The organism is Acinetobacter equi (assembly GCF_001307195.1).
Taxonomy (GTDB): domain Bacteria; phylum Pseudomonadota; class Gammaproteobacteria; order Pseudomonadales; family Moraxellaceae; genus Acinetobacter; species Acinetobacter equi.
In genome coordinates, this window is record NZ_CP012808.1 from 1,038,340 (window position 1) to 1,051,128 (window position 12,789).

The 12,789-nt window shown below is 34.7% G+C and carries 9 protein-coding genes; 6 read left to right on the top strand and 3 right to left on the bottom strand.

The features are described from left to right. Positions 1-6 precede the first annotated feature (6 nt). From AOY20_RS04835 to AOY20_RS04845, 3 genes are all read left to right on the top strand, one after another. A complete protein-coding gene (locus AOY20_RS04835; RefSeq protein ID WP_054580812.1) occupies positions 7-1,074 on the top strand; it encodes an alkene reductase in 1,068 nt (355 codons plus the stop codon). An 84-nt stretch (positions 1,075-1,158) separates the two neighbouring features. Further along, the gene (locus AOY20_RS04840) at positions 1,159-2,439 is read left to right on the top strand and encodes a 3-deoxy-D-manno-octulosonic acid transferase (RefSeq protein WP_054580813.1); all 1,281 of its coding nucleotides are present in this window, start codon (positions 1,159-1,161) and stop codon (positions 2,437-2,439) included. Positions 2,440-2,453: 14 nt separating this feature from the next. Beyond that, complete coding sequence (locus AOY20_RS04845; RefSeq protein ID WP_054580814.1) at positions 2,454-3,161, top strand: 16S rRNA (uracil(1498)-N(3))-methyltransferase; 708 nt, start codon at positions 2,454-2,456, stop codon at positions 3,159-3,161. On the opposite strand, the gene AOY20_RS04850 is transcribed toward AOY20_RS04845, so the two are convergent. Then, positions 3,141-4,115, bottom strand: coding sequence for a mechanosensitive ion channel family protein (locus AOY20_RS04850; RefSeq protein WP_054580815.1), 975 nt, complete (start codon positions 4,113-4,115; stop codon positions 3,141-3,143). The two genes, AOY20_RS04845 and AOY20_RS04850, sit on opposite strands and share 21 nt — an antisense overlap. Before the next feature lie 562 nt (positions 4,116-4,677). On the opposite strand from AOY20_RS04850, the gene acs reads away from it, so the two are divergent. Both acs and AOY20_RS04860 read left to right on the top strand, forming a co-directional pair. Further along, on the top strand, positions 4,678-6,621 hold the full coding sequence (acs, locus tag AOY20_RS04855; RefSeq protein ID WP_054580816.1) for an acetate--CoA ligase: 1,944 nt from the start codon (positions 4,678-4,680) through the stop codon (positions 6,619-6,621). A 143-nt stretch (positions 6,622-6,764) separates the two neighbouring features. After that, on the top strand, positions 6,765-7,943 hold the full coding sequence (locus tag AOY20_RS04860) for an acyl-CoA dehydrogenase family protein (RefSeq protein ID WP_054580817.1): 1,179 nt from the start codon (positions 6,765-6,767) through the stop codon (positions 7,941-7,943). Positions 7,944-7,988: 45 nt separating this feature from the next. Here the strand turns inward: AOY20_RS04860 and AOY20_RS04865 are convergent, their stop codons facing one another. Together AOY20_RS04865 and AOY20_RS04870 are read right to left on the bottom strand one after the other, a co-directional pair. After that, entirely contained in the window at positions 7,989-8,825 is an 837-nt protein-coding gene (locus AOY20_RS04865; RefSeq protein WP_054580818.1) for an SDR family NAD(P)-dependent oxidoreductase, read from the bottom strand. A 10-nt stretch (positions 8,826-8,835) separates the two neighbouring features. Beyond that, positions 8,836-9,219: a DoxX-like family protein gene (locus AOY20_RS04870; protein WP_054580819.1), complete on the bottom strand. Its 384-nt coding sequence runs from the start codon at positions 9,217-9,219 to the stop codon at positions 8,836-8,838. 201 nt (positions 9,220-9,420) lie between these two features. On the opposite strand from AOY20_RS04870, the gene AOY20_RS04875 reads away from it, so the two are divergent. Further along, the gene (locus AOY20_RS04875) at positions 9,421-12,540 is read left to right on the top strand and encodes an autotransporter outer membrane beta-barrel domain-containing protein (RefSeq protein ID WP_054580820.1); all 3,120 of its coding nucleotides are present in this window, start codon (positions 9,421-9,423) and stop codon (positions 12,538-12,540) included. Positions 12,541-12,789: the final 249 nt, after the last annotated feature.

Genomic DNA, 12,789 nt, shown 5'->3' on the forward strand with positions numbered 1-12,789 from the left:
GTATCTATGGCTGAATTAAATACACCTTTAATTCTTGGTGATTTACATTTAAAAAATCGTGTCGTAATGGCACCACTTACACGTAGTCGTGCAACCGATGACCGTGTGCCAACAGAAATGATGGCTGAATATTATGCGCAGCGCGCTAGTGCGGGTCTCATTATTTCAGAAGCAACGGTAATATCAGAAGAAGCAAATGGTTATTTAAATACGCCAGGATTATTTACTGATGCTCAAGTTAAGGGTTGGAAAAAAGTCACTTCAGCAGTTCATAACAAAGAAAGTTTAATTGTGGCACAGCTTTGGCATGTTGGTCGCGTATCTCATCCAGATCTATTAAATGGTGAAACACCTGTTTCAGCAAGCGCTGTTCAACAAGCAGGTCATGTCAGCTTATTACGTCCAAAACGTGAATATGTTTTGCCTCGTCCACTTGAAATTTCTGAGATTCATGCAATTACTGCGCAATATAAACAAGCAGCAATTCGTGCAAAAGAAGCAGGTTTTGATGGTGTTGAATTACATGCAGCAAATGGTTATTTAATTGATCAATTCCTACAAACTAAAACGAACTTACGCGAAGATGAATACGGTGGTTCAGTAGAAAATCGTGCTCGTTTCCTATTGGAAGTAATTGATGCATTAATTGAGGTTTGGGGTGCAGGTCGAGTAGGTGTTCATTTATCACCACGTGGCGATGAGCATGATATGGGTGACCATGATCCACGTGAAACATTTGGTTATGTGATGCAAGAACTTGGTAAGCGTAAAATTGCCTTTTTCTTTACACGTGAATATTTAGCTGAAGATAGTATTTCAAGTTATTTAAAAGAACGTTCAAATGGAGTTCCATATATTGCGAATATGCGTTTAAGCCGTGAAGATGCAGTAGCACTTTTAGCTTCTGGAAAAGCAGATGCAGTATCTTTTGGTAAAGCTTATATTGCAAATCCAGATTTATTTGAGCGTTTGGTACAAAATGCACCATTAAATGAATTAAAATTAGAAACTATGATTGGCACTTCAGTTGCTGAAGGATATATCGATTATCCAACATTAGAGACTGTTGCTTAATTTATAGTAAAGAGAGCTATACGCATTAACATGTGGGTATAGCTCTGTTATATTTTATTTTTATAGATTGTCTGAGGCGATTCTTTGGCTACACCATTTTGGTATAACGCAGCATTAACATTCATTAAGCCCTATTATAAGTGGCGCATAAAAAAGCGTGCGGATAATGCTGAACAATTGCATCAAGAATCTTTAGAAAGATTTGGTCCTTTTCAGGCTGTTAAAAATACACAAGCAATTTGGTTTCATGCTGTTTCTGTGGGGGAAACAAATGCAGCGCAACCACTCATTGAACACTATTTAAAATTAGGCCACCCAGTTTTAGTCACCAATACAACCAAAACAGGGCAGGCTCGTGCGAAGTCATTATTCTTAAAAGAACCTTATTTAGATTTATTTCAAGCCGTTTATTTACCAGCAGATCAAAAGCATTTAGTACGTAATTTTTTTGATAAATATCAGCCTAAAATTCTTGCTTTAGTTGAAACAGAACTTTGGCCTAATTTAATTGATCAAGCAAATAAGCAAAAGATTCCTTGTATGTTGATTAATGCTCGATTATCAGAAAAGTCAGCAAAAGGTTATGGCAAAGTACCAAGCTTAACAATACCTATGTTGAATGGGCTTCAGCAATTATTGGCACAAGATCAAGCGACAAAAGAAAGATTTATTGACTTAGGTATGTCTGCTGAACATGCTCAAGTGGTTGGAAGTATTAAATTCGATATTTCTGCACCACATTCATTTCTTGAGCAAGCTGAACAATTAAAAGAACAGTGGAATTTAGCTTCACGTAAAATAATTGTTTTAGCGAGTACTCATGCTCCAGAAGAACAGAATTTATTAGCAGCTTTAAAGCCTTATTTACAGCAATACCCAGAGCTTTTGTGTATTGTTGTACCAAGACATCCTGAACGGTTTGAAGAAGTTTTTGATGTTTGCCAAAATTTACAGTTGGTCATTCAACGTCGAAGTTTAGCTGAACAAATTCAGCCTGATACACAAGTCTATTTAGCTGATAGCATGGGTGAAATGTGGCTTTGGTATGCATTAAGTCAAGCTTGTTACGTGGGCGGTTCTTTGAATGAACCTGGTGGTGGTCACAATATTTTAGAGCCCTTGGCATTACATGTTCCGACAATTTTGGGAAAAAATTATTTAAATTTTCAAACGATTGTTGATGAATTTATTCATGCAGAAGCTATTCGTGTTGTTCAAAATGCAGAGGAAGCAGCAGAAGCACTAATTCAATTGGTTTTTGATTCTGAATTGGTTGAATTATTAAATTTTAATGCAGATCGTATTATGCAAGCAAATAAAGGCTCTTTAGAAAAGCATATTCATGTCATTGATCAATATTTATAAGCTTGGTTAATGAAATGAATATTGTTTTACTTGATGAGCGTCAAACTCAAAATGACATTTGGAATATTACAGCGCAAAGACAATTAATACATCTACACGAGCATTTGAATATTCAAATTGGAGATACTTTAAAAGTTGGTATTTTAAATGGGAAGCGTTATTTAACAGAAGTGATTGATGTTTCTGAACATGTCATTTCAGTTAAGCCATTACATGAAGAACTCATTCCAAATAAGTTACCAGTGACGCTTATTGTCGCTATGCCACGGCCTAAAGTGCTGAGACGTCTAATCGCAGATAGCGTGACTTTAGGTGTAGAAAAAATTATTTTATTGCATAGCTATCGGGTAGATAAAAGCTATTGGCAAACGCCTTTTTTACAACAATTAGAGTCTTTTATTCATTTAGGTTTAGAGCAAGCTGGAGATACGCAGCCTCCTAAAATTGAAGTTTATAAACGTTTTAAACCTTTTGTTGAAGATGTTTTACCGCAATTCATTTCTCAAGATTGCCCTGCTTTTGTAGCTCATCCTTATACAGATATTCCAATGCCTGTAGCAATTGATCATGCTTGTAGTATTATCATTGGACCTGAAGGTGGGTTTATTCCTTATGAAGTTGAGTTATTGCAAAAAAATGGTTGCCAAGTCAGAAACTTAGGCAACCGTATTATTCGCACTGAAACAGTTATTCCTTATGTATTAGGAAGATTGTTTTGCTAAATGCTCATTTAGATCATTACCCAACATTTTAACTTCTTGAATTGGATACGGAATAGATATTCCATTTTGGTTAAAGCTGTCGACGACTTCTTCTTGAGTTTTACTAATAGATGTTGAAATTGATGTTTCAGTGGTATTAATCCACCAGCGAACATTTAAGTTAATTGAAAAGTCAGCAAGTGTTGAAACATTGACAGAAAAAGCTGGTTGGCTCAGTACGGTTGGATCACGATCTAAAATTGTTCTAATAATTTCTTTGGCTTGTTGTACATCATCTTCATAACCAATACCAACAACAAACTCACAACGACGGCGTTGATAGGCTGTATTAACGGTCACCGCACTGGTATAAACCGTTGCATTTGGAATCACAATACGTCTTCCATCTGGAGAGCGTAAAAAGGTTGCACGAATTTGAATATCTTCAACAGTACCTTCCATACCATTCACAATAATATCGTCGCCAATTTTAAAAGGTTCACTTAAAAGAATAAGAATTCCAGATAATAAGTTTTGGAAAATATCTTTGAATGCAAAACCGATTGCAACAGAGCCAATGCCTAATGCACTCATAAGCTGACCTGGTGTAAAACCTGGAATAGCAATGACCATGGCAATTAAAAAACCGAAAAAAACAATAAAGGAGCTACCTACACGGTTAAGTACAAGTACTAGGTTTTGCTTGCTATATGAGCTTTCAGTTAATGCTTTACGCACAAAAAACTTAAAGAGTTTAGAAAATAAATAAAAAATTGTAAAAACAACAAGAGCAATACAAATATAAGGTAGGCGAGACCAAAAACCATCAATAATTTGATCGATTGCGGCATATGCATCGTTATATTTAGTGGTATGTGCAATGACAGTTTGAGTTGTTCTTTCACTCGCCTCATGTAGTAACTGAGCTGTTTCTTGAGCGACTAAGTCACTTAAGCTACCTTTTTCTTCGGCCATTGATGTTTCTATCCAAATGATAAGAGATATAAAAAAAGTAATTAACGTGTATTTATGACATTACTTTTCTTACATTTTGTCAGAAAATTACTTATATGTTTAGGTATTAAAATATCATTTTAGTTGTGAAGTGTTAATTAAAAAGCAATATATTAAGAATGTTAATTGTTAAATACTTTAAGTTGATAATTTATTCATTTTTGAAGAGTCAGTCCTAAAAAATGAATTTGCATTTTAAAAAATCAAAAAATATATTGATCTTTTATTTAAATAATTTTGATGAAAATTAAGGATGTAATTTTAGCTAAGAGGGATGAAAATATAGGGTATATAGAATATTGCTTATTTTTTCTTTTTAAAGCTAAAGTTTACAAAAAAGTCATGATGTCACATTGGAGTTCAGTGATATTTTGAGAAAGTAAATAAATGAACAGTATACGACCAAAGAAGAATTGAGTTGTTTGAAATTTAACCGCAATACTAAACCAGCATGCAAGTATAACAAGTCAGAAATTGGCATGGCATTTCGTGAGGAAATGTATAACTATCAAGGAAGTAGCTTATGAAAGAAGTGTATTCTGTACCAGAAGGATTTAAACGTACAGCACGAACCAACGAAGAGGAATATTTTCAAAGGTATCAAAACTCCATTGAGAATCCTGATGAATTTTGGGCAGAACAAGCGCAAAAATTAGAATGGATAAAACCATTTAGTAAAGTGAAAGATACGAATTTTGATCCTGAAAATTTTAAAATTGAATGGTTTGCTGATGGGCAATTGAATGTTAGTGCAAATTGCTTAGATCGACATTTAAAAGAACATCCATATAAGCCTGCCATTATTTGGGAAGGCGACCATCCATCACGTCATAAAATTATTTCATTTGTAGAACTACATGATGAAACATGCCGTTTTGCGAATGTTTTAAAAAAACAGGGAGTAAAAAAAGGCGATAGAGTTATTTTATATATGCCAATGGTATCTGAAGCCGCGATAGCAATGCTTGCATGTGCACGTATTGGTGCTGTGCATTGTGTGGTTTTTGGTGGATTTTCACCAGATTCATTAGCAAGTCGTATTGAAGATAGTCAGGCAACAGTAGTGATTACTGCTGATTCTGGAACGCGTGGTGGTAAACCTATTTATTTAAAAGAAAATGTAGATGCTGCCTTAGAAGTTCAAGGAACAGAGTCTATTGAAAAAGTTATCGTGGTTCATCGTTCTGGGCATCCTATTACCATGAAAGAAGGAAGAGATTTGTGGTATCACATGGAAATTATGACAGTCACAGATGATTGCCCACCTGAACCAATGAATGCAGAAGATCCTTTATTTATTTTGTATACTTCGGGTTCTACAGGAAAACCTAAAGGTGTTTTACATACAACAGGTGGCTATTTAACTTATGTGAATAGCACCTTTAGAGAAATTTTTGATATTAAACAAAATGATGTATTTTGGTGTACCGCAGATGTAGGGTGGATTACAGGGCATTCTTATGTTTTATATGGACCACTTTCTAATGGTATTTCTACCGTTATGTTTGAAGGAATTCCACAATATCCAACTTGGGCAAGAACAGGGCATATTGTAGATAAGCATAATGTCAGCATTCTTTATACGGCACCAACAGCTATTCGCGCCATGATGAGAGAGGGTGATGCTTTTGTCCGAGAAAGTAATCGAAGTAGTTTACGATTACTCGGATCAGTTGGTGAGCCAATTAATCCAGAAGCTTGGAATTGGTATTATACCGTTGTTGGCGAAGAGCGTTGTCCTATTGTTGATACGTGGTGGCAGACTGAAACTGGCGGTATTTTAATTTCACCATTACCAGGTGCAACACCTTTAAAACCAGGTTCTGCTACACGTCCATTATTTGGGATTCAACCTGCAATTGTCGATGCTGAAGGTAATGAATTAGAGGGTGCTGCTGAAGGAAATTTAATTATTAAAGATTCTTGGCCAGGACAAATGCGAACAATTTGGGGCGATCCAAAACGCTTTATAGAAGCTTACTTTTCAACATATTCAGGGTCATATTTTACTGGAGATGGTGCTCGTCGAGATGAGGATGGCTATTATTGGATTACAGGTCGTGTTGATGATGTTTTAAATGTATCAGGGCATCGCTTGGGTACCGCAGAAATTGAAAGTGCGCTTGTCGCTCATGAATATGTAGCCGAGGCTGCTGTTGTTGGGATGCCGCATGACATTAAAGGTCAAGGTATTTGTTCCTTTGTTACTCTTCAAGCAGGGGTTATTGAATCAGAAGAGCTACGTGCCGAATTAGTCGCTTGGGTACGTAAAATTTTAGGACCTGTAGCAACACCAGATGCATTACATTGGGCACCTGCATTACCTAAAACGCGCTCTGGAAAAATTATGCGCCGTATTTTAAGAAAAATTGCAGCAAATGAACTTGATAGTTTAGGTGATACATCAACTTTGGCTGAACCTCAGGTTGTTGAGCATCTGATTAAAACTGTTTACCCAAATGATTAATTGTATTGAACTAAATACCGGTTGTTTTCAAACGGTATTTTTATTTTATAGATAAGTTCTGCATGCATTTAGATAAAGCGTCGAAGAATGCTCTGTTAAGCTAGAAAGAGTTGAATAAACTGATAAAAGAACCAGACTATATTATGAATGTTTCCACTCTTGTGACATCTGACCCAATAAAAGTTGCACAGCAATTAGCAGAAAAGCTTGCTTTAACTGCAGCAGAACGAGATAAACAAGGAGGTAATCCAAAATTTGAACGAGACTTAATTCGTCAAAGTGGATTATTAAATTTGTCCATTCCAAAACAATTTGGGGGGCAAGGTGCAGATTGGCACATTATTTTTAAAACGATTCAAACAATTGCACAAGTGGATAGTTCATTAGCACATGTATATGGTTTTCATCATTTATTAATTGCGACAGTACAGCTATTTTCACAAGCTGAGCAATATGGCAAATGGTTTGAGCAAACGGCGAAAGACAATTTATTTTGGGGAAATACGCTTAATCCTTTAGATAAAAGAACAACAGCAACAAAAAATTCAGATCATGAATATATTTTTCATGGTTATAAAAGCTTTTGTTCAGGTTCGATAGATTCCGATATTTTATTATGTTCGGGTTATAACGAAGCAGGAAAGCTATTAATTGGGGTAATTCCTACATCACGAGAAGGTGTCCAATTTTTAGGTGATTGGAATAATATGGGACAACGCCAAACAGATAGTGGTACTAGCCATTTTGAATCGGTAAAAATTCATGAAGATGAATTATTATTAAATCCAGGACCACTAAGCACACCATATTCAAGCTTACGTCCTTTGATTGCACAACTTATTTTTGTTCACTTATTTTTGGGTGTGGCGGAAGGAGCTTTTGAAACAGCAAAAGAAACAGTTCAAACACAAAAAGCTTGGTCAAAATCATTAGTGGAACAAGCCGTAAATGATCCATTTACACAAAAACATTTTGCTGAATTTTATGTGCAATTAGAAAGTGTTCGGTTACTGGCTAATAAAGCCATAGATATCTTACAATCAGCTTGGAACAAGGGGGATAAACTTTCAGCAGAACAGCGAGGAGAAGTGTCAATTGCAATTGCGACTGCAAAAATTGCAGCGACAAATACATCGTTATACATCACACAAAATATATTCCAAGTGATGGGAGCGAGAGCAACAACGGCTAAATTGAATTTAGATCGCTTTTGGCGCAATGTTCGAACACAAACATTACATGATCCTGTCGATTATAAATATCAAGAAATTGGTGAATGGGTTTTAACTGGGAAAGTACCTGATCCAAGTTTTTATTCTTAGTATTTATGAATGAGTTAAAAGGAATTTTATGTGTATGAGTTCCTTTTAATGATCTAAATGCTCTAAGTCTGTATTTTGAATAGGATTGCGTTTCCAATAATAAGGCTGAAATAATCTAAATAGGAGTCGTAAAGGAGTCATCCATACAATGCGGTTATAACTTTTTTTATTTGTCTTAATTTTATGTGCTAAAAACTTACAAACAGTTTCTGGTGGATCAATAATAAATAAAAACAGGCGTTTCATTTTTTTCCAATTTTGTACATTTCCTTGTGTCCAAGAGGAAATGAGTAGATCTGTTGAAACCATGCCTGGGCTTAATGTTCCAATTCGAATACCATGAGATTTCGCTTCTTTGAAAAGTGCTTTACTGAAGTAACTAACTGCATATTTTGTTGTTGAATAAACAGTCATACCTGCACTCCATTCACCTTTACTGCCCCAACCCTCCATATTATAAATTTGACCAAATTTTTGTTGAATCATACCTTGTAATGCGACTTGAGATGCAAGAGTTGTTCCTAAGATATTAGTTTGAATTGTATTGTTTATTTCACTTTCTGGAATATTAATAAAATCCAAGGTTGCTGTGCATGTACCTGCATTATTAATCCAAATATCAACTTGTTTAAATTGTTGAGTTGCTTGTTTCCATAATGCTTTTAAGTCGTGGTGCTGTGTAATATCACAGCGTATAGCAAGAATTTTTGATTCACTAAAATTTTGAATAAGTTGTGCGAAGGCTACATCTAGCTGTGTTTTATTCCGACCAGAAATGACAACATTATAATTTAGTTTTAAAAATGCTTGAGCTAGACCAAATCCGATTCCTTTACTACTTCCCGTAATAACGACACAGCCTTTTTGATATGAGCGATTCATATAATTCTCTTTATTTGTGTATGTTTTGCTGATGTATTAATAGATATAAAACAGATAGGCTAATCATTGCAAAGTTCATTACAACAGGATTAAATGCGGAAATTAAAGATGTTGGAAGTAAAAAACTAACAAGAATAAAAAGAAAAATTAAGCCCAAAATACTTAAAAAATGTAGATATTTATTGGTCAAAAAAATAAAACATATGCCAAAAACAATCTCTATGATGCCTGAAATTTGTCCTGCAAATTTTGCATATTCATAAGATAGACCAAACAATTGCCAAATATAAATTTCATCAGCATTAATAAACAGCAATTTGGGTACAAGACCTTGATATATCCATAAAAAAGCGAGTGTTAAATTAATAAATTTTGAAACATTGATGTTATGCATTTCATTCAGTATTTATTTTTAAGTATATCTAATGTTAGAGCTTAAACTTTGCTGTGTAAACCAACTAAATCTATTTACTTGAAATTGATTATTAAGTTAAAAAAACAAAGTAGTAACAATAAAAAACATAATAAAAACAGATTGAAAGGCTATAAAAATCATTAATAAATCACACAAAAAATAAAGTTATATTGGGGATGTATGAATAAAGTTTATAAACTAATGTGGTCAAGTATTCATGGGGCTTGGGTAGTTTGTTCTGAATTGGGGAAAAGAACAAAATCAAGTGGTATTAAAATAATATTAGCAACAGCAGCAGGGGTTGGTATCAGTTCAATTACTTTTGCTGCTGAATGTGTGGTTGGCGGAAATGGCACAATTGCAATTAACCAAAATACAGTAGCAAGTTGTACATTATCTAGCATTGCACCTGAAATTGGTAATTCAAGTCCATATAACACGGGCTTTTTGGTCTACAGTAATGGTGGAGTTGCTAGAAGTATTATTGTTGAAAATGACTTAACGACGATTTTAAAAGGGGTTAATGGCATTAGCGTTTATGCAACAGCTCCATATTCTGCAAGTTCTACATTTGATGCTTCAGGAAAAATAATCAACTTAACCATGGCAGATGTTGATTATGCTGGTATGCCACCGACTGCAACAAGTTATGCTCGTATTGGTGCAGGTATTTCTTATGGAGGAACGTTAAGTGTTGGTACACTAAATTTGAATATGCCAGATTTACCTGCTGGAACGAATCGAGATACAAGATTTGAGCACTATGGCGTACTGACAGGTTCTTATAAGGACTCAGGAGAAAATAATACATCTAATGGGCTATATTCAAAGGCGCTATTTGATAATTTAAATATTGCAATGAATTCTAGTAACAATACTGGACTACTTTATGGTTCATATCCTTTATTAGCTGGAATTCGTGTTATTCAAGGTGCGGGTTTAAATACAAATGTTGGGCAAGGAAGTGCAGGATATGTAGCAGTTAATGATAATTTAGATCTGAATCTTGTTGGCACAACAAATGATGTTATTGGTATTTATATTTCAGGTTCAAGTCAACAAAATGCAGATGGTGAAGAAATTTTCCCAGAAGTTCATTTGAATAACAGTAAGATTAAAGTGGTGAGTACCTCTAGTCGTGCAAATGCAATTCGTTTAGGTAAAGATGCAGCTGTGGGAACAGGTGAAGGGCGGTTGTATTCTACTGGTCATATGGAAATAGATACAACTGAAGCTAAAAATAGCAATGCAATTGATATTATTTGGCAAGGTGCAATTTTAGATGCAAATGCAGACACATCAAGTACAGAAATTAAAGCTGGTAAACAAGCTATTCGTATTAGTGGTAATGCGAGTCAAGATACAGATCAAACTCGTACAGAGTTTAATAATTTAGTTATTAATAAAACAGAAACAGCAACAGCTAATTTAATTGAAGTTGCTAGTAATCAAAAAGATTATATTTTTACTGCCCGTGGTCAAGATTCCTCAATTATTGCAAATACCAATGGTTATATTATTAATGTTGCAGGAGGTACATCTACACCAAGTCAAGTGACATATAACTTTGCAGATGGGTATATGCAAGGGCTAGTGAATAAAACAGCAAGCTCTACACTTAATTTAAATTTAGATAATGCACGTTGGCAGCTTGAAAAAAATAGCCAAGTGAATACAGCTCTTTTTAGTCAGTTAAATTTAACGAATGCATCAGAAATTTTTGCATATAACAGTGTAACTGAACCATCTCAATTTATTTTAAGTGGTCAAGTTAACTCTAAAAACTCTACATTAAATTTAAGCAATGGAATTTTAGGTGACACACTCACTATTAATGGTGACTACTCTGGTGATAATGGCATTGTTGTTTTAGATACTCAGCTTGGAGAAGATGATTCACCGACAGATAAATTAATTATAAGTGGTGCTGCAACTGGCTCTACACAGCTTAAAGTGAATAATGTTGGTGGAACTGGTGCTCAAACAGTAAAAGGTATTCATGTTATTCAAACTGGGTCATCAGCATCTGATAATACATTTTATTTAGCAGGAAATTATGTCTCTGCGGGTGCATATGACTATTCATTGCATTTAAAAAAAGCAGAAGTAATAGAAGAGCTGTCGACAAATCCATTAGATAATTGGTATCTGGAGAGTGTACTAGCTGATACTGATCCTACTGATCCTACTGATCCTACTGATCCTACTGATCCTACTGATCCTACTGATCCTACTGATCCTACTGATCCTACTGATCCTACTGATCCTACTGATCCTACTGATCCTACTGATCCTACTGATCCTACTGATCCTACTGATCCTACTGATCCTATAGAGCCTCAACCAAAACCTCCTATTTATACACCTGGCGTTGGTTCTTATTTAGCTGTAGCCACAATGGGAAATACATTATTTACGTCTAGATTAGAAGATCGTGAGGGGGCAAGTCGCTTCCAACACCTAGAACAAGACAATGGTAATGTGTGGATTCGTGCTTATGGTGGACATCATCAATTTAAGAGCATGGGTGATCAATTAAAAACGAAAGGTAAGAGTTTTGTGACTCAAATTGGTACTGGTTTAGTTTCTTTAGGTGAGGAAGATCAGTATAACTTAGGAATTATGGGGGGATATGCTCACTATAGTGGTGATACATCTTCACGCTTAACTTCTCGTGAATCAAAAGCAACTGTTGAAGGTTATAGCGTTGGTTTATATGGTACTTGGTATGCATATCCTGTAGAGAAACGAGGTGCTTATATTGATACGTGGGTGCTTTGGAATAGCTTTAATAACAAAGTAGAATCAGCAGATTTTCAACAATATAAGTATGATTCATCGGGTATTACAGCTTCAATTGAAGCAGGTGGAGAATATCTTTTAAATAAAAATGGTGATCAAGATTGGTGGCTTCAACCTCAGGCTCAAGTCATTTATCAAGGTGTTCACACAGATAGCTTTGAAGATGTACAAGGAGCGACTATAGATAGAGGCTCTGATAACTTTCAATCCCGTCTAGGATTTAAAACTTATTTAGAAATACCAACAGAGGCAGGAAGCTTTAAGAGTTATCGACCATATTTGGCGCTGAATTATATTCATAATACGACTCCTTATTCGGTTGTGATTAATCAAGTTCAGTATGAGAATGAGGGGATGAAAAACTTAGGTGAATTTAAGCTTGGTATTGAAGGTTATATTTCAAAAGATAGCCAAGTTTGGTTGAATGCATCTTATGTTGCAGGTAGTCATAGTAATCAAACTTACCAAGGTAATTTAGGATGGAAATATAGCTTCTAAGATTTTTTAAAAGGTTCTCTATTTTTCCTCGAAGAGGGGGAGAATAGAGAACAAATATAATGTTGAGTTGTTTTTGTTATTTTTTATCAGCATTTAAATTTATTCATGCTTTTTATAAGAATAAAAATACTTAATCTTTTAGATTTCTTTATTAAATGAGTAAAAATAAAAGAATTTATTTATTACAGTTGAATTTTTAATTAATTCTTTAATTACATGTGTTTATGGTGTTTTTGTAATTATTTGTTT